Source organism: Nonomuraea sp. AD125B, from assembly GCF_041402765.1.
Taxonomy (GTDB): domain Bacteria; phylum Actinomycetota; class Actinomycetes; order Streptosporangiales; family Streptosporangiaceae; genus Nonomuraea; species Nonomuraea bangladeshensis.
In genome coordinates, this window is the sequence record NZ_JBGLOU010000001.1 from 180950 (window position 1) to 201710 (window position 20761).

22 protein-coding genes are annotated in these 20761 nt (G+C 73.3%); 12 read left to right on the forward strand and 10 right to left on the reverse strand.

Translation table 11 applies throughout. The annotated features are described in order from the left end of the window. The first annotated feature begins 4 nt into the window (after window positions 1–4). The 4 genes from ACBR40_RS00765 (at window position 5) to ACBR40_RS00780 (ending at window position 4213) form a co-directional block, all read left to right on the forward strand. Window positions 5–1510: a hypothetical protein gene (locus ACBR40_RS00765; RefSeq protein WP_371247003.1), complete on the forward strand. Its 1506-nt coding sequence runs from the start codon at window positions 5–7 to the stop codon at window positions 1508–1510. A gap of 114 nt (window positions 1511–1624) precedes the next feature. Continuing rightward, window positions 1625–2113 (forward strand): hypothetical protein, encoded by a 489-nt coding sequence (locus tag ACBR40_RS00770; protein WP_344215595.1) that lies wholly within the window; start codon window positions 1625–1627, stop codon window positions 2111–2113. Window positions 2114–2247: 134 nt separating this feature from the next. Further along, window positions 2248–3237 (forward strand): GTP 3',8-cyclase MoaA, encoded by a 990-nt coding sequence (gene moaA, locus ACBR40_RS00775; protein ID WP_371247004.1) that lies wholly within the window; start codon window positions 2248–2250, stop codon window positions 3235–3237. Between the two features lie 4 nt (window positions 3238–3241). Beyond that, window positions 3242–4213: an NTP transferase domain-containing protein gene (locus ACBR40_RS00780; protein WP_371247005.1), complete on the forward strand. Its 972-nt coding sequence runs from the start codon at window positions 3242–3244 to the stop codon at window positions 4211–4213. 316 nt (window positions 4214–4529) lie between these two features. Here the strand turns inward: ACBR40_RS00780 and ACBR40_RS00785 are convergent, their stop codons facing one another. Beyond that, window positions 4530–4844 carry a DUF3099 domain-containing protein gene (locus tag ACBR40_RS00785; RefSeq protein WP_364452833.1) on the reverse strand — a complete coding sequence of 105 codons (315 nt, stop codon included), beginning with the start codon at window positions 4842–4844 and terminating at the stop codon, window positions 4530–4532. A gap of 99 nt (window positions 4845–4943) precedes the next feature. On the opposite strand from ACBR40_RS00785, the gene ACBR40_RS00790 reads away from it, so the two are divergent. Further along, window positions 4944–5156: a dodecin gene (locus tag ACBR40_RS00790; RefSeq protein ID WP_020547544.1), complete on the forward strand. Its 213-nt coding sequence runs from the start codon at window positions 4944–4946 to the stop codon at window positions 5154–5156. 524 nt (window positions 5157–5680) lie between these two features. Here the strand turns inward: ACBR40_RS00790 and ACBR40_RS00795 are convergent. Continuing rightward, window positions 5681–7063 (reverse strand): metallopeptidase TldD-related protein, encoded by a 1383-nt coding sequence (locus ACBR40_RS00795; RefSeq protein WP_344215586.1) that lies wholly within the window; start codon window positions 7061–7063, stop codon window positions 5681–5683. Then, window positions 7060–8553 carry a TldD/PmbA family protein gene (locus tag ACBR40_RS00800; protein ID WP_371247006.1) on the reverse strand — a complete coding sequence of 498 codons (1494 nt, stop codon included), beginning with the start codon at window positions 8551–8553 and terminating at the stop codon, window positions 7060–7062. The genes ACBR40_RS00795 and ACBR40_RS00800 overlap by 4 nt, the downstream gene beginning before the upstream one ends. A gap of 77 nt (window positions 8554–8630) precedes the next feature. On the opposite strand from ACBR40_RS00800, the gene ACBR40_RS00805 reads away from it, so the two are divergent. Further along, complete coding sequence (locus ACBR40_RS00805; RefSeq protein ID WP_344215582.1) at window positions 8631–9326, forward strand: beta-ketoacyl-ACP reductase; 696 nt, start codon at window positions 8631–8633, stop codon at window positions 9324–9326. Between the two features lies 1 nt (window position 9327). Further along, complete coding sequence (fabI, locus tag ACBR40_RS00810) at window positions 9328–10092, forward strand: enoyl-ACP reductase FabI (RefSeq protein ID WP_329575373.1); 765 nt, start codon at window positions 9328–9330, stop codon at window positions 10090–10092. 149 nt (window positions 10093–10241) lie between these two features. Here fabI and ACBR40_RS00815 read toward each other — a convergent pair whose 3' ends face one another. Together ACBR40_RS00815 and ACBR40_RS00820 are read right to left on the reverse strand one after the other, a co-directional pair. Further along, window positions 10242–11108 (reverse strand): hypothetical protein, encoded by an 867-nt coding sequence (locus tag ACBR40_RS00815; RefSeq protein ID WP_371247007.1) that lies wholly within the window; start codon window positions 11106–11108, stop codon window positions 10242–10244. A 125-nt stretch (window positions 11109–11233) separates the two neighbouring features. Then, window positions 11234–12181 (reverse strand): aldo/keto reductase, encoded by a 948-nt coding sequence (locus tag ACBR40_RS00820; RefSeq protein ID WP_329575378.1) that lies wholly within the window; start codon window positions 12179–12181, stop codon window positions 11234–11236. 145 nt (window positions 12182–12326) lie between these two features. On the opposite strand from ACBR40_RS00820, the gene ACBR40_RS00825 reads away from it, so the two are divergent. Genes ACBR40_RS00825 through mshC form a run of 5 tightly spaced genes read left to right on the forward strand, consistent with a single transcriptional unit; the run spans window position 12327 to window position 16260 of the window. Beyond that, a complete protein-coding gene (locus ACBR40_RS00825) occupies window positions 12327–13013 on the forward strand; it encodes a histidine phosphatase family protein (RefSeq protein WP_344215576.1) in 687 nt (228 codons plus the stop codon). 9 nt (window positions 13014–13022) lie between these two features. Then, on the forward strand, window positions 13023–13571 hold the full coding sequence (locus ACBR40_RS00830) for a DUF3090 domain-containing protein (RefSeq protein ID WP_344215574.1): 549 nt from the start codon (window positions 13023–13025) through the stop codon (window positions 13569–13571). Next, window positions 13568–14332, forward strand: a complete 765-nt coding sequence (locus ACBR40_RS00835) for an SCO1664 family protein (protein WP_091087519.1) — start codon at window positions 13568–13570, stop codon at window positions 14330–14332. The genes ACBR40_RS00830 and ACBR40_RS00835 overlap by 4 nt, the downstream gene beginning before the upstream one ends. 31 nt (window positions 14333–14363) lie before the next feature. Then, window positions 14364–15014: an NRDE family protein gene (locus ACBR40_RS00840; RefSeq protein WP_371247008.1), complete on the forward strand. Its 651-nt coding sequence runs from the start codon at window positions 14364–14366 to the stop codon at window positions 15012–15014. A gap of 10 nt (window positions 15015–15024) precedes the next feature. After that, on the forward strand, window positions 15025–16260 hold the full coding sequence (mshC, locus tag ACBR40_RS00845; protein WP_344215569.1) for a cysteine--1-D-myo-inosityl 2-amino-2-deoxy-alpha-D-glucopyranoside ligase: 1236 nt from the start codon (window positions 15025–15027) through the stop codon (window positions 16258–16260). Window positions 16261–16373: 113 nt separating this feature from the next. On the opposite strand, the gene ACBR40_RS00850 is transcribed toward mshC, so the two are convergent. Genes ACBR40_RS00850 through ACBR40_RS00870 form a run of 5 tightly spaced genes read right to left on the reverse strand, consistent with a single transcriptional unit; the run spans window position 16374 to window position 20759 of the window. After that, window positions 16374–17333: a UDP-glucuronic acid decarboxylase family protein gene (locus ACBR40_RS00850; RefSeq protein ID WP_371247009.1), complete on the reverse strand. Its 960-nt coding sequence runs from the start codon at window positions 17331–17333 to the stop codon at window positions 16374–16376. Then, on the reverse strand, window positions 17330–18217 hold the full coding sequence (locus tag ACBR40_RS00855; RefSeq protein ID WP_371247010.1) for a glycosyltransferase family 9 protein: 888 nt from the start codon (window positions 18215–18217) through the stop codon (window positions 17330–17332). Before ACBR40_RS00855 ends, ACBR40_RS00850 begins: the two co-directional genes overlap by 4 nt. Then, window positions 18208–18882: an SDR family oxidoreductase gene (locus ACBR40_RS00860; protein WP_344215563.1), complete on the reverse strand. Its 675-nt coding sequence runs from the start codon at window positions 18880–18882 to the stop codon at window positions 18208–18210. Before ACBR40_RS00860 ends, ACBR40_RS00855 begins: the two co-directional genes overlap by 10 nt. Next, on the reverse strand, window positions 18879–20210 hold the full coding sequence (locus ACBR40_RS00865; protein WP_344215560.1) for a PfkB family carbohydrate kinase: 1332 nt from the start codon (window positions 20208–20210) through the stop codon (window positions 18879–18881). Before ACBR40_RS00865 ends, ACBR40_RS00860 begins: the two co-directional genes overlap by 4 nt. Next, a complete protein-coding gene (locus ACBR40_RS00870) occupies window positions 20211–20759 on the reverse strand; it encodes an SIS domain-containing protein (protein ID WP_344215557.1) in 549 nt (182 codons plus the stop codon). Between the last annotated feature and the right edge of the window lie 2 nt (window positions 20760–20761).

Below are 20761 nucleotides of genomic sequence, written 5' to 3' on the forward strand. Positions count from 1 at the left end.
GATCATGACCAGAGGACTGCTACTCGCCTCGCTCGCGGCGGGGACGCTCGTGGCTCCCGCGTCCGCGTCCACCGCCGCCGTGTCCGCCGCGACCGGGGTGCCCGCCAAGGTGCCCGTCTCCGCGCCCGTGCCCTCCTCGGAGGAGGGGCCCATGATCCGCGCCATCACCGTGCGCCCCGCCGAGCCCGTCGTCGGGCCGCGCGGCTCCGTCCGCCTGGTGATCGACGTGATCGCCAAGGGGACGTCGGGCAAGAACGGCGTCACCGTCAAGGTCGAGCCGGGCGCTCCGCCCGGCCCGGTACTGGCGTCCAAGCCACTGCCCGACGAGCCGGCGGAGACCCCCACCCCCGCCGAGTCGCCGGCCGGATCGCCTGACCTGGAGCCCCCGGCCGAACCCGCGGAAGCGCAGTCCCCGTCGCTGTCTCCCGAACTCGGATACCCCACCCGGCCTTCCGGGGCGAACACTCCCGACGACCTGGCCGGGCTGAGCACTCCCGACGACCTGCCCGAGCTCGACGCCCCGGCGGCTCAGACGGGCCGGGCGGCGCGAAGGGACCGGACGGCGCGAAGGGACCGGACGGCGCAGACGGACCGGGCGGCTCAGACCGACCGGGCGGCTCAGACCGACCGGGCAGTGCCGGCCGCCCCGGCGGCACCGGCTGACTCGGCACCGGCGGGCCTTCTGGCCCCAGGCCGCCCGGCGGCACAGACGGACCGGGTGGCTCAGACCGACCGGGCAGCGCTGGCCGCCCCGGCGGCACCGGCTGGCCCGGCACCGGCTGGCCCGGTGGCCCCCGCCCGTCCGGCGGTGCAGGGCCATCCGGGGACGGCGCATGCGGCGGCGCCGGTCGACCCGCTGGCGCAGGCCATCCCGCTGGCGCAGGCCGAGCCGACCGCTGCCGCGGTGCCGCCGCACCCGGCCCCCTTGGCCCCTCTGGCCCCCCTGGCGGCCGCGACCGGGCACGCCGACACGACCCCCAAGGCAGGAGGCCTGCACCTGCTCCCGCTCACCCGCGCCGTCGCGCCGAGGCCCGCCGCGCAGCGCTCGACCGACGGCTGGGAGACCTGGCGCTTCCTCCCCGACAAGAGGCTCAGCCGCTACTACCCGACCGGCACCTGGACGGTGGCCGCCACCGCCCACGGCAAGGACGACCGGACCGTGACCGAGTACGCCACCTTCCGCTTCCGCCGCGCCACCCGCCTGTCGCCCGTCCGCGTCGAGAAGGCCGGAGCCGGGGCCGGCGGCGCGGTCCGCGTACGCGGTTCGCTGACGCGCGTCGACCCGCGCGGCCTGACCGACTACGGCCCGTTCGGCAGGCAGCGCCTGGAGATCCTGTGGCGCCAGGACTGGCACTCCGACTGGCAGCAGGTCGCCGAGACCGTCACGGACGCCGCGGGCGGCTTCGAGACCAGGATCTACGGCCGGCCGAACGGCTACTGGCGCGTCCGCTTCCCCGGAACCGCTCACTACGCCGCTTACACCTCCAGATCCCGACGAACCATGAGGTAAGGGACTTGTAGCCGAATCGTGACACCCTTTGCCGCAACTTTCCTTGACCTTTACGAGTCAATGGTTGACGTGCCCTATTTGGGGCGCGTAAGTGACGGGGAAGGAATCATGAAGATGCGACGAATCGCAGCCGGTCTGGCGGCCGCCGCCCTGGGCGCCTCGGTGCTCGCCACCGCGGCCACGCCCGCGTTCGCGGACGAGCCGGACACGGACTTCGTCGGCGGCAACACGAGCCTGGCGCTCGACGCCAACCCCGAGCCCGCCTGGCGCGGCAAGCCGATCCGCCTCGACGGCAAGCTGTCCGTGCAGTGCGAGGAGGACTACATCAGCGGGTTCGTGCAGGTGATCCACTCCGACGCCTGCAAGAAGCAGGAGCGCTGGCACCGGCTGGCCTGGAAGCGGATCGTGATCCTCTTCCGCCCGAACGGCACCGGCAAGTGGGAGTACGTCGACTCGGTCAGGACCGGCCGCGACGGCTACTTCCACACCCGCGTCCCGGCCCGTACGTCGGGCACCTGGCGCGCCGTCTTCGAGGGCGCCAGGCACCTGGAGCCGTCGGAGGCCACCGACTACGTCAAGGTGATCGGCCGCCGCCACCACTGAGGCGCCCACTGAGGCATCACTGGGGCCCTACTGGGGCTCGGCCCGCCGGACATGCGGCGACAAGGTGGTTTTGAGTACGGCCGGAACCACGTCGTAGGCTGGCTCTCTGGCGAACGGACTGGAGGTGACGCCCGGTGTTGCGAGACTCGTTCGGACGGGTGGCGACGGATCTGCGGGTGTCCCTCACGGACAAGTGCAACCTGCGCTGTACCTACTGCATGCCTCCCGAGGGCCTCGACTGGCTGCCGAGCGCCCAGCTCCTCACCGCCGACGAGATCGTCCGCCTGGTGGGCGTCGGCGTCCAGCGCCTCGGCATCACCGAGGTCCGCTACACCGGCGGCGAGCCGCTGCTGCGGCGCGAGCTGGCCGACATCGTGGCCCGCACCGCCGCGCTGGAGCCGCGCCCGCAGATCTCGCTGACCACCAACGGCATCGGCCTCGCCCGCCTGGCCGGGACGCTGGCCGACGCCGGGCTCGACCGCGTCAACGTCTCACTCGACACCCTCGACGCGGCCACGTTCAAGCGCCTCGCCCACCGCGACCGGCACGCCGACGTCATCGCCGGCCTCGCCGCCGCCGACCGCGCGGGGCTGCGCCCCGTCAAGATCAACTCCGTGCTCATGCGCGGCGTCAACGAGCACGAGGCCGTCCCGCTGCTGCGCTGGTCGCTGGAGCAGGGCTACGAACTGCGCTTCATCGAGCAGATGCCGCTCGACGCGCAGCACGGCTGGAGCCGCGAGGCCATGGTCACCGCCGACGAGATCCTCGGCCTGCTGTCGGAGGCGTTCGACCTGACGCCGGACGACCAGGAGGAGCGGGGCAGCGCTCCCGCCGAGCGTTTCCTGGTCGACGGCGGGCCTGCGCGCGTCGGAGTCATCGGCTCGGTCACCCGGCCGTTCTGCGGCGCCTGCGACCGCGTCCGGCTCACCGCCGACGGTCAGATCCGCAACTGCCTGTTCGCGACCGAGGAGTCCGACCTCAAGACCGCGCTGCGGGCCGGCGCCACGGACGAAGAGCTCGCGGCGCGCTGGCAGGCGGCGGTCGCCCGCAAACGGGCCGGCCACGGCATCGACGACCCGTCCTTCCTCCAGCCCTCCCGCCCGATGTCCGCCATCGGCGGCTGACCCCGTGCCCACCGACCCGTACGACGGCGCGGAGACGGGCGCCCCGCCCGGCGGTCCCGAACGTGAGGGGTCGGCCGACGGACCTGAAGGTGAGGGGCTGGCCGGCGGACCTGAGCGTAAGGGGCCGGCTGGCGGTCCCGGACGTGAGGGGTCGGGCGGCGTTCCCGGACTTCGGGGGCCGGCCGCGGGCTTTGACGCCGTGGTGCTGGCCGGGGGCGAGGCCAGGCGGCTCGGTGGGCGCGACAAGCCGGGCATCACCGTCGGCGGCCGATCCCTCGTCGAGAACGTCGTCGCCGCCGCGTCCGGCGCCCGCCGCACGATCGTGGTCGGCCCCGAGCGCGCCCTTCCCGGCGTCCGGTTCGCGCGCGAGGACCCGCCGGGCGGCGGGCCCGTCCCCGCCCTGGCCGCGGGCCTGGCACACGTCACAGCCCCCTGGGTGGCGCTGCTCGCCGGCGATCTGCCGTTCCTCACGCGGACGCACGTCGCGGCGCTGCTGGAGGCCGCGCCGCCGGGCGCGGGCGCGGTGATGGTGGACGACGGCGGGCGGGAACAATGGCTGGCGGGCGTCTGGCCGGCCGCCGAGCTGCGGAGCGCGCTCGCCGCCTACGCGGGCCGCTCGCTCCGCGGCCTGCTGGCCCCGCTGGTCGGCGCGCGCCTGACGCCGCCCGGACGTCCCTGGTTCGACTGCGACACGATCAACGACCTGGAGGAGGCACACATGCACGTGCTCAACGAATGGACCGCCCTGGCCTGCAAGGAGCTGGGCATCGACCCGGCCGCCGTGGACCGCGACCAGATCCTCGACCTCACCAAGGAGGTCGCCCACGGCGTGGCGCGCCCGGCCGCGCCGCTGACGGCGTACCTGCTGGGCCTGGCTCAGGGCGCGGGCACCGCGCCCGAGGACGCCGTCGCCAAACTGACCACTTTGGCGAAGAACTGGCCGTCGGCGGCCTCCGGGACGCTGACAGACGGCTGACACTCGAACGAACTCTTGAAGTCAAGCTGACTCCCGCCTGAAGATTTCCTGTGAATAACAGGAGGGGCGGGAGTGAAAACGATTTCGGGAAAGCAGCCCTATCCGACCGGGCCGACGCCGCCGTTCTAGATCATCTGCTGAAGCAGGTTTGACCAGGAAAAGGGCGACGCCGGGTGGTTACGGGGGCAAACCACCCGGCGTCGCTTCATCGGCGTTCCGACGGGGGCCCGGAACGCCGGCACCAGCACTCCGACGGGGGACCGGAGCGCTTGGCTAAAGCGTACACCTACAACCCATGGGATGCGTCAAGACTTAGTCACGACCCGATCTCGCGTCGATGCAGCGGTATCTCGCTTTGGTTAGCCTCAGGGTCCTGAAAGGTAGGAGGCGGGGCGGGCTCGCCCCTCTCATTGGCCCCGATTACCGCTATGTATGGCAAAAACACGGCGCCGGCGATGAACAGCAGCCTGAACGGCCACGGCACGGGCACCACCACCGCGAGGATCAGGCACACCGTGCGGATGCCCATCTGGACGAGGTATCTGATCTCCCGCCGGTGGATGTCCGACGTCAGCGACGGTTTGGCGTCGGTGACCTGGTGGACGTCCACGTTCTTGCGCCACCGCTTCATACCTTCCACGGTAGTCCTCGGAGTACGAGCTCGGGACGGCGCACCCGGGCGGCGGAAGGGGTCATGCGATCATGGCCTTAGGGTAAGGAGGAGAGGGATATGTCGGACCGAACGTATCGGGTCACCGAGATCGTCGGGACCTCGGGAGAGAGCGTCGACCAGGCCATCCGCAACGGGATCAGGCGGGCCTCGGAGACGCTGCGGCACCTGGACTGGTTCGAGGTGACGGAGATCCGCGGCCACATCGACGCGGGGGAGGTCGCCCACTTCCAGGTGGGCATGAAGGTCGGCTTCCGCCTGGAAGACGCCTGAGCGCCCTCTGAGCCCCGCCCACGCACCACCCTGGGGAGTGCGACGGCTGCCCTTGCCGACGCTCAGGCCGCGCCGCCAACCCACCGCCGCTCGGCCCCGGCACCTGGGCGAGGCCCCTTACCGCCGCCCGCCGCAGGACCGGGCCCGGCCGTGCAGGAGTCCAACGGGACCAAGCAGGCCCGGATTCCCGGCGGCTCGCCGCAGGCCCTGCCGTCAGGGAGTTCAGCAGGCAGGCGCTGACCCGGTCGCCTGGCGCAGGCGCGGGCAGGAGGCGCGCCGGAGGCCCGGACCCGGCTGACCGGCCGTTCGGCGTTGGCCTGGGGCAGCTTCGCCGCACCCACCTGGACACCTCGGGCGGGCGCCCGGCCGGGCCCGCCTCCCCGGCCCTCAGGCTGGTTGCCACCCGGGTCCGTGGTTCGGCACGACCCGGGCCCGCCTTCGCGACCCTTCACCCGGGTCGCCTTCCGGCTCTCGGGCCGGTGCCCGACCGGGCCCGAGGGCCGGCTCGGCCCGGGGGGCGGGGGTCAGCTTGCCTGGCTCACGGTGGACATGTTGAAGTCCGGCACTCGGACCGCCGGCATGATCGTGCGCTGGAAGTAGTCGTTCCACTCGCGCGGGAGCGTCCGTCCCTCCGCCCCCACCTCGGAGACGCGTCCGAGCAGGTCGACCGGGCTCTCGTTGAAGCGGAAGTTGTTGACCTCGCCCACGACCTCCCCATGTTCGACGAGGTAGACGCCGTCGCGGGTCAGTCCGGTGACGAGCAGCGTCTGGGGGTCGACCTCCCGGATGTACCACAGGCAGGTGAGCAGCAGCCCGTGCCGGGTGCCGGCGATCATCTCCTCCAGCGACGGCGACGGCGACGGCCCGCCGGCCGGTCCGCGCATGATCAGGTTGTCGACGGCCGGCGTCACCGGCAGCCCGCTCAGCTCCGCCGAGTAGCGGGTCTGGTGCAGCGCCTCCAGCCGCCCGTCCCTGATCCAGTCGGTCGGCCCCAGCGGCAGCCCGTTGTCGAAGACCGAGCTCTCCCTGCTGGAGGCGTGCGCCATCACGAACGGCGCGCACGCGATGCCCGCCGCACCCGGGTCGCTCGACAGCGTCACCGGCAGCGCGCCGAGCTGCTCGCCCACGCGGGTCCCGCCGCCGGGCTTCGAGAACACCGACCGCCCGTCCAGCGCGTCGCGCGCCCCCGCCGACCAGAACAGGTAGATCATCAGGTCGGCCACGGCGCTCGGCGGCAGCAGCGTCTCGTAGCGCCCCGCAGGCAGGTCCACCCGGTTCTTCGCCCACTCCAGCCGCTGGGCCAGCGACGCGCCGAGCGCGTCGACGTCGACGTCGGTGAAGTCCTCCGTGGACACGCCGGTCCAGGCCGACCGCTTGAGGTCGCCCGACTTGGCGTTGAGCTCCAGGCGGCCGGTCGGCTGGTCGTGCCGCAGCCGCACGCCCGTGGACGTGCCGAGGAACGTCGAGGTCAGCCGGTGCTCGGCGAAGCCGTAGAGCCTCCTGCCGCCCGCCTCGGCCGTCGCGAACGCCTCGCCGAGCGCGGGCGCGAACGCCTCGAACACGCCGATGTCGGTGGGCCGTACGTCCTCGTCCCAGTGGGCGGAGGCGGGACCGGCCTCGACGAGCGGGCGCGCGTCCTCGGCCGGCTGGGCGTCCCTGGCCGCCGCGTCGGCCGCCGCCACGACGTCGGCGAGCTGCTCCTCGCGCACCGCCGCCCGCGACACCACGCCGGCCCGGTCGCCCGCGATCGAGATCACCGTCAGCCGGGACGAGCGCGCCACGCCGTTGGTGGTCAGCGTGTTGCCGGCGAAGCGCAGGTTGGCCGTGGACTCCTCGTCCACCAGCACCACGCAGCCGTCGTTCGTGGAGAGCGCCAGGGCCCTTTCCACCATCTCCTGGGGAGTCACTTCCCGCCCTCCTGCACGGTGTTGAGTATCCGTACGCCCCTGAACAGCGCGGACGGACATCCGTGGCTGACCGGGGCGACCTGTCCCGGCTGGCCCTTGCCGCAGTTGAACGCGCCGCCCAGCACGTACGTGCCCGGCCCGCCGACCGCCTCCATCGACTGCCAGAAGTCCGTCGTCGTCGCCTGGTAGGCGAAGTCCCTGACCTGCCCCGCCAGCTTCCCGTGCGAGATGCGGTAGGCCCGCTGGCCGGTGAACTGGAAGTTGTAGCGCTGCATGTCGATCGACCAGCTCTTGTCGCCGACGATGTAGATGCCCCGCTCGACCCCGGCGATCAGCTCGTCGGTGCCCGGCCCGTCCGGCGCGGCCTGGAGCGAGACGTTGGCCATGCGCTGGATCGGCATGTGCCCCGGCGAGTCGGCGAAGGCGCACCCGTTGGAGCGCCCGAACCCCTTCATCAGCGCCATCCGCCGGTCGAGCTGGTAGCCGACCAGGATGCCGTCCTTGACGATGTCGAAGCTCTGCCCCCGCACGCCCTCGTCGTCGTAGCCGACGGTGGCCAGGCCGTGGGTGACGGTGCGGTCGCCGGTGACGTTCATCAGCGGCGAGCCGTAGACCAGCTCGCCGAGCTGGTCGAAGGTGGCGAAGCTGGTGCCCGCGTAGGCGGCCTCGTAGCCGAGCGCCCGGTCGAGCTCGGTGGCGTGGCCGATCGACTCGTGGATGGTCAGCCACAGGTTGGACGGGTCGATCACGAGGTCGTAGTCGCCGGCCTCGACCGACGGCGCGGCGAGCTTCTCGGCCAGCAGCTCGGGCAGGCGGGCCAGCTCGCCCTGCCAGTCCCAGCCGGTGCCCGTCAGGTATTCGAAGCCGCGCCCGACGGGCGGCGCGATCGTCGACATGTCGTCGAAGCCGCTCTCGCCCGCCTTCATGGCGTTGAGCTTGGGGTGCACCCGCACCCGCTGCTGCGTGGTCACCGTGCCGGCCGTGTCGGCGTAGAACTTCTGCTCCTTGACCTGCAGCAGCCGCGCCGAGACGTGGTCGGCGCCCTTGAGCAGGCCCGCCGACCAGTCGGCCAGCAGGGCCACCTTGTCGGCGGACGGCACCTCGAACGGGTCCACGTCGTACGCCGACACCCACACCGCCTCGGCGTGCACCGGCTCGGGCGCCAGCTCGATCGGCTCCCTGTTGATCGGCGCCGACACCTCGGCCACCCGCACCGCCTGCTCCGCGACCCGCGCGGCGGCCTCGGGGGTGAGGTGGATCCCGGCGGCGAACCCCCACGTGCCGCCCTTGACGACGCGCACCGCGTAGCCGAGGTCGTCGGCGTCCGTGGCGCCCTCCAGGCGGGCGTCGTACAGGCTCAGCGTCTCGGCGCGGACGCGTTCGAGCCGGAAGTCGGCGTGCTCGGCGCCGAGGTCCCGAGCGCGTTGCAGGGCGGCGTCCGCGAGCTGCCTGAGCGGCAGTTCCAGGAAGTCGGCATCGATCTGGCGCATGTCCACGATCCTAACCCTGTGATCTTGTCTCACCCGGACAACCGGATACCCGCCGGTAGGGGATAGCGTCTGGTGTCATGGCACGCTCTGTACTCGTCACCGGGGGCAACCGAGGCATCGGCCTCGCGATCGCCCGTGAACTCGCCGCGGAAGGCGACGCCGTCGCGGTCACCTATCGATCGGGGGAGCCTCCCGAGGGCCTGTTCGGCGTGCGCTGCGACGTCACCAGCACCGGCGACGTCGAGGCCGCCTTCGACAAGGTCGAGGCCGAGCAGGGCCCGGTCGAGGTCCTCGTCTCCAACGCCGGCATCACCAAGGACACGCTGCTGGCGATGATGAAGGAGGACACCTTCACCGACGTCATCGACGCCAACCTCACCGGCGCCTACCGCGTCGCCAAGCGCGCCATCCGGCCCATGATGAAGCTCAAGCGCGGCCGCATCGTGCTCATCTCCTCGGTCGTGGGCCTGTCGGGCCAGGCGGGGCAGGCCAACTACGCCGCCTCCAAGGCCGGCCTCGTCGGCTTCGCCCGCTCCCTGGCCCGCGAGTACGGCTCCCGCAACATCACGGTCAACGTCGTCTCGCCCGGCTTCGTCGCGACCGACATGACCTCGGGGCTCGACCAGGACAAGATCGTGGCCAACATCCCCCTCGGCAGGCAGGCCGCCCCCGAGGAGGTCGCGCGCGTCGTCCGCTTCCTGGCCAGCGACGACGCCTCCTACATCACCGGAGCCGTGATCCCGGTCGACGGCGGACTTGGAATGGGGCACTGACGTGGGCATTCTCGACGGCAAGCGGATTCTCGTGACGGGCGTGCTCACCGACGCCTCGATCGCCTTCTCGGTCGCCAAGCTGGCCCAGGAGGAGGGCGCGACGGTCGTGCTGACCGGGTTCGGGCGGCTCAGCCTGGTGGAGCGCATCGCCAAGCGGCTGCCGACCACGCCGCCGGTGCTGGAGCTCGACGTCCAGAACACCGAGCACCTCGACACGCTGGCCGACCGGGTCGGCGAGCATGTCGACGGGCTCGACGGCGTGGTGCACTCCATCGCCTTCGCCCCGCAGACGGCGCTCGGCGGCAACTTCCTCAACACGCCGTGGGAGGACGTCTCCACGGCGGTGCAGATCTCGACGTACTCCTACAAGTCGCTGGCCGTGGCCTGCCTGCCGCTCATGAAGGAGGGCGGCGCGGTGGTCGGCCTCGACTTCGACGCCTCCAAGGCGTGGCCGGTCTACGACTGGATGGGCGTGGCCAAGGCCGGCCTGGAGTCGTGCAACCGCTACCTCGCCCGCGACCTCGGCAAGCACGGCATCCGGGTCAACCTCGTGGCGGCCGGTCCGCTGCGCACGATGGCGGCCAAGTCCATCCCGGGCTTCAAGGAGTTCGAGGACAGCTGGCCGGACCGGGCCCCGCTCGGCTGGGACCTCGCCGACACCCTGCCGGCCGCCCGCGCCTGCGTGGCGCTGATGTCCGACTGGTTCCCGGCGACCACGGGCGAGATCGTGCACGTCGACGGCGGCGTCCACGCCATCGGCGGCTGACACCCGCCACTTTCGAGGCGGCCGCCACCTCTTCAGGCGGCCGCCGCCTCCCCGGCACCCACCTTTTCAGGCGGCCGCCGCCTCCCCGGCGCCGCCGGCTCTCAGGCACCCGCCGCCTCTCCCTTCCGGACGGTCGCCGGGGCCTCGCGTCAGGCGAGGCGCTGGCGGCCGCCGCCCGCGCGGGCCGGCTCGAACGGGATCGACTCGACCGGCTCGGTGCGCTGCCGCCGCTGCTGCACGATGCGCGTGGCGAGCACCGCCGAGCCGAGCAGCGCGATCGTCAGCACGGTGCCGAGCACGTCGGAGGCCGGGGGAGTGGGCCTGACCACCCGCTGGTCCCGCAGCGGCACGGTCAGCTCACGGGCGAACGGGTTGGGCCACAGCAGCTCCACCCGTGGCTCCTCCGGATCGGCGGCGCGGGCGCTCTCCTCGCGCTCCTCACGGCCGTCGTCACCGGCGGGCCGGGGGCGGGCGCTCCCCGAAGGCGGCGCGGTCACGCCCGGCACGGCCGACGCGGTGGCCGAGGCCGTCGGCGTGGTGGCCGGCTTCTTCACCGAGGGCGAGGCGGAACGGTCGCGCCGCGGCGGCGCCGAGGAGGTCGTGCCGGCCCTCGGGACCGGGTCGCCGGCGCACGCGTCCGGCGTGTCGCACCCGTCGTCCTCCTCCTGGCCGTGGGACTTCGTCGTGCGCGTGGCGTCCGGCGAGGGCGCGGCGGTCTCGCCGGAGGTGTCCGCCCGTCCGGTGGGGACGGCCTCGCCCACCCGGCCGAGCACTTCGTCGGTGGTCTTCTCCACGGGCTTGGTCACCGGGTCGGTGAGGCCGCCCGTGAGCGTGTCCACGGTGCCCGTGAGGGTGCCCACCACGTCGCACAGGGTGTTGGTGACCCCCGACAGCAGCCCTCCGTCCCGCGTGCAGTCCTGGGCGCCTGCCGTCGCCGCCACGGCGGGCCCCGCCCCGGGGACGGCCACCAGTGCCACCGCGAGAACTCCGGCCGAGATCGCGGTCCTGCTCCCCATCCGTCCCCTCCTGCGTTGCTTACGGGGAAAATCTTGATGGACGCCGCCCGCGGGCGCACCCGTTCGGCAGGGGAAGTTGCGATTCGGTATCCACTAGTGATACGCGAGAGAGCTTCTTGTTCCCCTCAGTCGAGTGACGAGACGTCGTCCAGTGCCTCGCGGATCTCGATCGGCAGCACGACCTCCTCGGCCGGGAGCACACCCTTGAGCTGCGCGTGCGTACGCGCCCCCACGATGGCCGAGGCCACGCCGGGCTGGTCGCGCACCCACGACAGCGCCACGGCCAGCGGCGAGACGCCGAGCCCGTCGGCGGCGGTCATCACCGCCTCCACCACCGCGCGCGAGCGCTCGTCGAGATAGGGCCGGACGAAGTCGGCGAAGTGCGGCGTCGCCGCGCGCGAGTCGCCCGGGATGCCGGTGCGGTATTTGCCGGTCAGCACGCCCCTGCCGAGCGGCGACCAGGCCAGCACGCCGACCCCCAGATGCGCCGCGGCGGGCAGCAGCTCGCGCTCCGGCTCGCGGGCCAGCAGGCTGTACTCGGCCTGCGCCGAGGTGATCGGGATGCGGCCGGGGATCGACTTCTGGGTGACCGCGGCGGCGGCGAGCTGCCAGCCGGTGTAGTCGCACACGCCGGCGTAGACCGCGCGGCCGGAGGAGACGATCGCGTCGAGCGCGGCCAGCGTCTCCTCCAGCGGCACCTCGTCGTCGTAGGTGTGCAGCTGCCACAGGTCGACGTAGTCGAGCCCGAGGCGGTTGAGCGAGTCGTCGACCGCGGCGATGAGGTGGCGGCGGGAGGCGTCGCGCGTGCGGCGGCCGGCGGGGGTCACCACGGCCTTGGTGGAGATCACCAGCTCCGAGCGGGGCACCGACTCGCGCAGCAGCCTGCCGAGGAGCCGCTCGGCGTCGCCGCCGGTGTAGACGTCGGCGGTGTCCACGAGCGTGCCCCCGGCGTCCAGGAACGTGCGGAGCTGGGCGGCCGCCTCGTCCGCGTCGGTGTCACGACCCCAGGTCATCGTGCCGAGCCCCAGCCGGGACACCGACAGGCCGCTGCGGCCGACATAGCGCTGCTCCATGATCCCGCCAGGTTACCGCCCTGGTGGCCGCGACGTCGTGATAGACGCCGTACGGGGCACGGACGCGCTCTCCGGGCCCGCCCGTCCCGGTGCCGGGCCGGATGCCGGTTTCGACACTGTGATCGAGGGCTGCGACACTTGCCCGGTGACCACGCTGCTTCTGGCCCGCCACGGGCTGACGGACCTCACCGGCCCGGTGCTGGCCGGCCGGACCCCGGGCGTGCGGCTGAGCGAGGCGGGGCGGGCGCAGGCCGTGGCGCTGGCCGGGCGCATCGCCGGCGTCCGGCTCGACGCGATCGTCTCCAGCCCGCTCGAACGCTGCCAGGAGACGGCCGCGGCGGTGGCGGCGGGCCGCGACCTGCCGGTGCGGACGGACGAACGTTTCATCGAGTGCGGCTACGGCGAATGGACCGGCCGGCCGCTGAAGGAGCTCGCCAAGGAGCCGCTGTGGCAGGTCGTGCAGGCCCACCCGAGCGCGGCGGCGTTCCCCGGCGGGGAGTCGGTGGCGGACATGCAGCACCGGGCCGTCGCGGCCGTGCGGGAGTGGAACCGGCGCCTGGGGGAGAAGGGCGTCTACCTCGTCTGCAGCCACGGCGACGTGATCAAGTCGATCGTCGCCGACGCCCTGGGGCTCCATCTCGACCAGTTCCAGCGGATCACGGCCGACCCGGCGGCCCTCACCGTCATTCGCTACGCCCCCCTGCGTCCCTTTGTTCTCAGGCTCAACGATATGGGGGAATTGCGGCTCCCTGAGGATTCGGAGGAGAAAGACGGGGGAGAAAATCACACCGGGAGCGATGCCGCCGTCGGCGGCGGACCCGGAACCACGTAAGGTCAGGCTATGCCGGTCTTCGACTACGACCCACCAGAGAGGTTCGTCGCCGGCGCCCTGGGGCAGCCGGGCGCGCGGGTCTTCTATCTGCAGGCCAGGGCCGAGGGCAGACTGACCACGGTGGCGCTGGAGAAACTGCAGGTCGCCGCGCTCGCCGGCCGGCTCGACGAGCTCCTCGACGAGGTGCTGCGGCTCAGCGGGGGCACCGCCCACGTGCCCGCCGTGGCGCCGGCCGAGCTGACCGACGACGCCCCGCTCGACGTGCCCCTGGCCGAGGACTTCCGGGTCGGCACGATGGCGCTGGCGTGGGACGCCGAGCGGTCGCAGGTGGTGATCGAGGCGCAGGAGGTCGTCGACGAGGACGACGTCGACGGCTCCGATCCCGCGATGCTCCGGGTGCGGATCAGCGCGGGAGCCGCGCGCGCGTTCACCAAACGGGCCCTGCAGATCGTCGCGGCGGGCCGGCCGCCGTGCCCCCTGTGCGGGCAGCCGCTCGACGCCAAGGGACACATCTGCGTACGCCTCAACGGATATCGCGGGGGTGAGGCGGCTTCATGACCGCTCCGGAGAGCGAACCGGCCGTCAAGCCGTCCAGTCCACCGGGCATGAACGAGGAAGAGGCCCTCGCCCTGCTGCGCGACGGCCGGCTGGAGGTGGCGGGCCGCCTGGTCGAGGCCACCAACATGACGCTCTACTGCTCGGTCACGCTGGGCGAGCGCACGGCGGCGTGCGTGTACAAGCCCGTACGCGGCGAGCGCCCCCTGTGGGACTTCCCCGATGGCACGCTGGCCGCCCGCGAGGTGGCCGCCTACGAGGTCTCCCGTGCCACCGGCTGGCGCATCGTGCCGCCCACCGTCTACCGCGAGGGCCCGTTCGGTCCCGGCATGTGCCAGCTCTGGATCGACACCGAGCGCGAGATCGACCTCATGCGCCTGGTCAAGAGCCGCAACCCGGTCGTGCGCAGGATGGCGGTCTTCGACGCGATCGTCAACAACGCCGACCGCAAGGGCGGCCACCTGCTGCCGCTGCCCACGGGCCACGTCTACGGCGTCGACCACGGCGTGTGCTTCTCCGTCGAGGACAAACTGCGCACCGTGCTGTGGCAGTGGCGCGGCAAGCCGCTCTCCCGCGAGGCCGTCGCCGTGCTGGCCAAGCTGGAGCGCGACCTGGAGTCGGGCACCCTCGGCAGGCGGCTGCGCGAGCTGCTCACGCTGGCCGAGGTGGAGGCCACCTGGCAGCGGGTGCGGCGGCTGCTCGACACCGGGGTGCATCCCTACCCGTCGGAGGGCTGGCCCGCCGTCCCCTGGCCCCCGATCTGACGCACATTTCGGCATTTACTACCCTTTGCCCATGTGCACGCTGATCGTACGGACGGGACGCCCCCTGACCCTCATGGGCGTGCGGGACGAGTTCACCGACCGGCCCTGGGAGGGGCCGGGGGAGCACTGGCCGGACTACCCGGGCGTCGTCGGCGGGCGCGACCTCAAGGCCGGCGGCACCTGGCTGGCGGTCAACCCGGCCGCCCGGCGCGCCGCCGCCCTGCTCAACGGCCGTGGCCGGGCCGCCGCCGAACGGACCAAGGTCTCGCGGGGGGATCTGGCGCTGCGGGCGGCATACACAGGGGAGGGGCCGCGCGGCGACCTGTCCCGCTACGACCCCTTCCACCTGGTCCTGGCCACGCTCGACGGGGTCCGGCTGTTCAGCTGGGACGGCGAGCGCCTGACCACGGCCGACCTGCCGGACGGCACCAGCATGGTGGTCAACGAGGGCCTCGACCCGGCCAGCCCGCGCGTGCTGGCGCACCTGCCGCGCTTCGAGACGGCGGAGACCTGGCGCGACCTGGCCGCGGCCGAGCCGTCGGCCGATCCCGGCGCGCTCATCGTCCGGCACGAGCTGCCCGACGGGCGGATCTTCGCCTCGCTGTCGGTGATGGAGGTCGCGCTGTCGCCGGACGAGGTCACGTACGACTTCACCGACCTGACACAGGAAACGGACGGATAGGCTCAAAGGCATGAGATCGTGGTCTGCCCAGAACGTCCCCAAGCTCCCCGGTGAGAGCATTCCGCTGCGTCTCTACGACACGTCCGCCAAGCAGGTCAGGCAGACCGACCCCGGCCCGACCGCCAGGATGTACGTCTGCGGCATCACCCCCTACGACGCCACCCACCTCGGCCACGCCAACACCTACCACGCCTTCGACCTGGTGGCCCGGATGTGGCTGGACGCCGGCCACGAGGTCCACTACACCCAGAACGCCACCGACGTGGACGACCCGCTGCTGGAGCGGGCCGCCCAGACCGGCGTCGACTGGCGGGAGCTGGCCGAGCGGGAGATCGAGCTGTTCCGCGGCGACATGGAGGCCCTGCGCATCCTGCCGCCCCGCGAGTACGTCGGCGTGACCGAGGTCGTCGACCGGGTGGCCGAGTCGATCGCGCGGCTGTCGGACAAGGGCGTCACCTACGACCTCGACGGCGACGTGTACTTCAGCGTCGCCGACGCCCCCAAGTACGGCCAGGTCTCCGGCTACGACGAGGACGAGATGACGGCGCTGTTCGCCGAGCGCGGCGGCGACCCCGACCGGCCCGGCAAGCGCCACCCGCTCGACTGGCTGCTGTGGCGGGCCGAGCGGCCGGGCGAGCCGGCCTGGGACTCCCGGCTGGGCAGGGGACGTCCTGGGTGGCACATCGAGTGCACCGCGATCGCGCTGGACAACCTGGGCGCCGGCTACGACGTCGCGGGCGGCGGCTCCGACCTGATCTTCCCGCACCACGAGTGCGGCGCCTCCGAGGGCCACGCGCTGACGGGGGAGTGGCCGTTCGCCAAGTTCTACACCCACGCGGGCATGGTCGCGCTGGACGGCGAGAAGATGTCGAAGTCCCGGGGCAACCTGGTCTTCGTCCGGCGGCTGCGCACCGAGCACGACCCGATGGCGGTCCGCCTGGTGCTGCTGGCCCACCACTACCGCGCCGACTGGGAGTACGTGCCGGAGCTGACGGCCGAGGCCGAGCGCAGGCTGGCCACGTGGCGCGCGGCCGTCGCGCGGGAGTCGGGGCCGCCCGCCGAGGACCTGCTGACGCGGGTGCGCGAGCGCCTGGCCGACGACCTCGACACGCCGGGCGCGCTGGCGGCGATCGACGCCTGGGCGGCGGACGCGCTGGCCGGCGGCGGCTCGGACCCCACCGCCCCGGCCCTGGTCGCGGACCTGACCGACGCCCTGCTCGGCGTCACACTCCGAACCCCCGCCTGAGGGCCCTGTCCGGCGGCCCTGTCCGACGGTGATCCCCGCCCGGCGGCTCTGCCTGGCGGGTCCCGCCGACGATCCCGTCAGGCGGTTCCCGCCCGCGACCCCGTTCGCGACCGTCAGAAGGCCCGCTCCAGCCGGTCCTCCGCGCCGAGTTCGGCGCGGAACCACTCGATGGTGCGGCGCAGCCCCTCCTCGGCCGGCACCCGCGCCCGCCAGCCCAGCCGCTCGGCGGCGAGCGTGGTGTCGGGCCGGCGCACCTTCGGGTCGTCGGCGGGCCGGTCGATGAAGGTGATCTCCGAGGACGACCCGGCGAGGTCCCGGACCAGGGTGGCCAGCTCCAGCATGGTCACCTCGTCCGGGTTGCCGATGTTGACCGGGCCGGCGAAGTCGCTGCGCGCCATCGCCATGATCCCGGAGACGGTGTCCTCGACGTAGCAGATCGAACGGGTCTGCGAGCCGTCGCCGGTGACCGTGATCGGCTCGCCCATGAGCGACTGCCGGATGAACGTCGGGATCGCCCGGCCGTCGAACGGCCGCATGCGCGGGCCGTAGGTGTTGAAGATGCGTACGATCCCCGTGTCGGTGCCGCGCGCGTGCCGGTAGGCGGTGGTCAGCGACTCGGCGAAGCGCTTGGCCTCGTCGTACACGCTGCGCGGCCCCACCGGGTTCACGTTGCCCCAGTACGTCTCCTTCTGCGGGTGCTCCAGCGGGTCGCCGTACACCTCGCTCGTGGAGGCGAGGATGAACCGGGCGCCCTTCTCCCTGGCCAGGCCGAGCGCGTGCAGGGTGCCGACGCTGCCCACCCGCAGCGTCTCGATGGGATAGCGCAGGTAGTCGGCGGGCGAGGCGGCCGAGGCGAAGTGCAGCACCAGGTCCAGCCGGTCCGGCACGTGCACGAACCCGGTCAGGTCGCTCTCGACCAGCCGGAACCCGGGGCGCTCCATGAGGTGCTCGACGTTGCGCGGCCCGCCGGTGAGGAAGCTGTCCATGCAGACGACCTCCGCGCCCTCCTCCAGCAGCCGCTCGCACAGGTACGAGCCGAGGAACCCGGCGCCTCCCGTGACCAGAGCCCTCATGACGTCACCTCCAGGGCAGCTTCGACGACTTCGGAAACCTCGATCTTGAGCAGGCCGGGATGCGGCCGTTCGCCGTGCGGGTCGCCGTTCTCGCCGGCCCACAGCGCCACGTGCCGCCAGCCGGGCGGCGGCCCCCACAGCGCCGGCGAGACCGGCCCGAACAGCACCACCGATGGCACGCAGAACGCGGTCGCCAGGTGCGCCACGCCGGTGTCGCCGCACACGACGAGCCGCGCCCGGCCGATCAGGTCGATCAGGTCGGCCAGCCCGGTGCGCCCGGCCAGCATCCGCTCCTGCGGCAGCCCGGCCAGCTCGGCGACCCGGCGGGCGATCGGCACCTCCCGCTCGTCGCCGGTGACCACCACGTCCTCCAGCGCCGCCGCGACCTGCGCGAAGCGCTCGGGAGGCCACCGCCGCGCCGGGAACGACGCGCCCGGATGGACGATCGCCGGGCCGCTGCGGTCGGAGATCCCGAGCGTCAGGTCGGCCGGGTCGGCCGGGATGCCGTGCCACTCCAGCAGCTCGCACCAGCGGCGCACCTCGTGCACGCCCTCGCGCCACACCGGTCCCGTGCCGTAGCTGATCAGCCGGCCCGGCCGCGTGGCCCGCAGCGCCTCGATGCTCTGCGGCCCCTTGCCGTGCAGGTTGACGGCGATGTCGGGCCGCCCGTACGGCAGCTCGTCCACCGGCACCGGCCCCGGCCCGGCGACGTGCACCTGGCCGTCCACCGCGCCGATCAGCGGCAGCAGCGGCTCCAGCGCCCGCGGCGCGGCGAGCGTGACGCGGGCGCCGGGGAACGCCTGGCGCAGGGCCCGCAGCGCGGGCACGGCCGTGAGCAGGTCGCCCAGGCCGAGCCCGCGCAGAGCCAGGAGCTCTAGGGCCATGACGTCTCCGTCGAGGGGCAGACCACGAGCTCTCTCACCTCGCATCCGGCCGGCTGCCGCAGCGCGAACACGACGGTCTGCGCGACGTCGGCGGGGTCGTTGAGCCCGGCCTCCGGGCCCGGTTTGTACTGCTCGGGACGGCCGTCGAAGAAGCTCGTCCGCATGCCGCCGGGGACGAGCAGGGTGACCCCCACCTCGCCGCGCAGCTCGACGGCCAGCGCGCGGGTGAGGCCGACGACGCCGAACTTCGAGGCCGAGTACGCCGAGGCGTCGCTCAGCGGCCGCAGCCCCAGCGTCGAGGCGCAGGTGACGATCCTGCCGCGGGTGTGCTTCAGGTACGGCAGCGCCGCCCGGATGACCGACGCCGTGCCCAGCAGGTTGACCTTGACGACCCGCTCCCAGTCGTCGGCGGGCACGTCCTCCATCCGGCCGCAGACGTCGATGCCGGCCGCGGTGACGACGCCGTCCAGGCCGCCGGCCCGCTCGGCCAGCTCGCGGACCGCCCGCTCGGCCTCGCCCCGGTCGGCCAGGTCGGCCGTGACGTGCTCGAAGCGCTGGTCCGGCGGGCGTACGTCGACGACGAGCGCCCGCCAGCCCTCCTTCTCCACGGCCTCGGCGGTGGCCAGGCCGAGTCCGGAGGCTCCCCCGGTAATCAGAATCTTCACTGGATCTCCCTGATCAGGTTGGTCGTGGAACGCCCCGGCAGCGTGCTCAGCACGACGATCTCCGCGCCGAGCCTGCCGAGGACCTCGGACTCGGGCAGGAACTCCCCCTCGTAGTCCCCGCCCTTGACCCACACGTCGGGGCGCAGCAGCGCGATCGCGCGGTCCGGGGTGTTCTCCTCGAACACCAGCACCGCGTCCACGCAGCTGAGCGCCCGCAGCACCTCGACCCGGTCGCGCACGTCCACGACGGGCCGCTGCGGGCCCTTGAGGCGGCGTACCGAATCGTCGGAGTTGACGCAGACGACGAGCGCGTCGCCGAGCGCCCTGGCCCGCCGCAGCAGGCTCACGTGGCCCGCGTGCAGCAGGTCGAAGCAGCCGCCGGTGGCGATGAGCCGCCCCCCGTTGGCGCGGGTGAACTCGGCCACCTCCAGCGCCGTGCGCGGCCGGTCGCCGAGCTGCTGCTCGGCGACCTTGACGTTGGCGGCGCCGCCGCGCTCGACGAAGCGCGAGGCCTCGCCGACGCCGATGGTCACCGCGTCCCTGACGTCGAGGCCGTCGCGCAGCGCCAGCGCCGCGGCGCCGGCGAAGCGGTCGCCCGCGCCGCACGCGTCCCGACCGCCGGCCTGCACCGGCGGCGGCACGTGCGCGAACGGGCCGCCCTCCACGGCGAGCGCGGCCCCGTGCGCGCCCGTCGTCACGGCCACGGCCCGCGCCCGCAGCTTGCGGACGAGCTGCCGGGCCGCCTGCTCGGGCCCCGCCCACCCGGTCGGGCACAGCGCCCGCGCCTCCGCCTCGCTCGGCGTCAGCAGCGCGCAGCCGGGCATCGGCTGCTCGCCCCGGGGATGCGGGTCCCAGACCACCGGCACGTCGATGCCGTACAGCAGCTCGCGCGCCATCCTGGCCACGCCCCTGCCGTAGTCGGACACGAGGACCGCCCCGGCCCGCCGGACGGCCTCCATCGCCGCGTCGGTCGGCGCGCAGCCGGCCAGCCCGTCGCCGCTGTCCAGCCTGACCAGGGTCTGACCACGCGCGCGGACCCTGGTCTTGCGCACCGTGCCGCCGCTCAGCGGCAGCCGGAGCAGGTCCAGCTCCTCCGACAGCAGCCCGCACAGGCGGTGCCCGTCGGGGTCCTCGCCGATGGCCGTGATCAGCACGACCTCGGCCCCGTCACGGGCGGCCAGCAGCGCGGCCAGCCCGGCCCCGCCCGGCCGCGCCAGCTCCGCGGCGACGTCCACCACGGGAACCGGCGCGTCCGGGCAGAGCCGGCCGGAGTCCCCCTCCACGTCGACGTCCAGCAGCGTGTCGCCGATCACCACGAGCGGCCCCATCTACAGTGCCTCCTCTAGTGCCTCGCACAGCAGGTGGATCATGGCCAGGTGCACCTCCTGCACGGTGGCGGTCTCCTCGGAGGGGACGACCACCGCGCCGTCGCACAGCTCGGTCAGCGGATTGGGGCCGGGGCCGGTCATGGCCCAGGCCAGCACCTCGCCCTCGCGGGCGGCGCGCGCGGCGGCCAGCACGTTGGGGCTGGATCCGCTGGTGGACAGGCACAGGAGCACGTCGCCGGGCCGCCCGTGCGCGCGCACCTGGCGGGCGTAGACCTCCTCGGCCCCGAAGTCGTTGGCGATCGCCGTCATCGACGAGGTGTCGGCGTGCAGCGCGATCGCCGCGTACGGCCGCCGGTCGTCGCGGAAGCGGCCGACCAGCTCCGCCGACAGGTGCTGCGCCTCGGCGGCCGAGCCGCCGTTGCCGCACACCAGCAGCCGGCCGCCGCAGCCGAGCGAGCCGGCCAGCCACGCCCCCCAGGCGCGTACGACGGCGGCCTGCTCGTCGACCTTCTCCAGCGTGTTCCAGAGCTTTTCGAGATGGACGTCCATCC

What these genes read in the sequence shown, in the direction of transcription:
- ACBR40_RS00865 (WP_344215560.1), bottom strand. Translation starts at nt 20,210, where the DNA reads ATGGGGCCGCTCGTGGTGATCGGCGACACGCTGCTGGACGTCGACGTG.
- ACBR40_RS00830 (WP_344215574.1), top strand. Translation starts at nt 13,023, where the DNA reads ATGCCGGTCTTCGACTACGACCCACCAGAGAGGTTCGTCGCCGGCGCC.
- ACBR40_RS00785 (WP_364452833.1), bottom strand. Translation starts at nt 4,844, where the DNA reads ATGAAGCGGTGGCGCAAGAACGTGGACGTCCACCAGGTCACCGACGCC.
- ACBR40_RS00805 (WP_344215582.1), top strand. Translation starts at nt 8,631, where the DNA reads ATGGCACGCTCTGTACTCGTCACCGGGGGCAACCGAGGCATCGGCCTC.
- ACBR40_RS00850 (WP_371247009.1), bottom strand. Translation starts at nt 17,333, where the DNA reads ATGAGGGCTCTGGTCACGGGAGGCGCCGGGTTCCTCGGCTCGTACCTG.
- ACBR40_RS00855 (WP_371247010.1), bottom strand. Translation starts at nt 18,217, where the DNA reads ATGGCCCTAGAGCTCCTGGCTCTGCGCGGGCTCGGCCTGGGCGACCTG.
- ACBR40_RS00870 (WP_344215557.1), bottom strand. Translation starts at nt 20,759, where the DNA reads ATGGACGTCCATCTCGAAAAGCTCTGGAACACGCTGGAGAAGGTCGAC.
- mshC (WP_344215569.1), top strand. Translation starts at nt 15,025, where the DNA reads ATGAGATCGTGGTCTGCCCAGAACGTCCCCAAGCTCCCCGGTGAGAGC.
- ACBR40_RS00765 (WP_371247003.1), top strand. Translation starts at nt 5, where the DNA reads ATGACCAGAGGACTGCTACTCGCCTCGCTCGCGGCGGGGACGCTCGTG.
- ACBR40_RS00840 (WP_371247008.1), top strand. Translation starts at nt 14,364, where the DNA reads ATGTGCACGCTGATCGTACGGACGGGACGCCCCCTGACCCTCATGGGC.
- ACBR40_RS00790 (WP_020547544.1), top strand. Translation starts at nt 4,944, where the DNA reads ATGTCGGACCGAACGTATCGGGTCACCGAGATCGTCGGGACCTCGGGA.
- ACBR40_RS00820 (WP_329575378.1), bottom strand. Translation starts at nt 12,181, where the DNA reads ATGGAGCAGCGCTATGTCGGCCGCAGCGGCCTGTCGGTGTCCCGGCTG.
- ACBR40_RS00770 (WP_344215595.1), top strand. Translation starts at nt 1,625, where the DNA reads ATGCGACGAATCGCAGCCGGTCTGGCGGCCGCCGCCCTGGGCGCCTCG.
- ACBR40_RS00815 (WP_371247007.1), bottom strand. Translation starts at nt 11,108, where the DNA reads ATGGGGAGCAGGACCGCGATCTCGGCCGGAGTTCTCGCGGTGGCACTG.
- ACBR40_RS00800 (WP_371247006.1), bottom strand. Translation starts at nt 8,553, where the DNA reads ATGCGCCAGATCGATGCCGACTTCCTGGAACTGCCGCTCAGGCAGCTC.
- ACBR40_RS00835 (WP_091087519.1), top strand. Translation starts at nt 13,568, where the DNA reads ATGACCGCTCCGGAGAGCGAACCGGCCGTCAAGCCGTCCAGTCCACCG.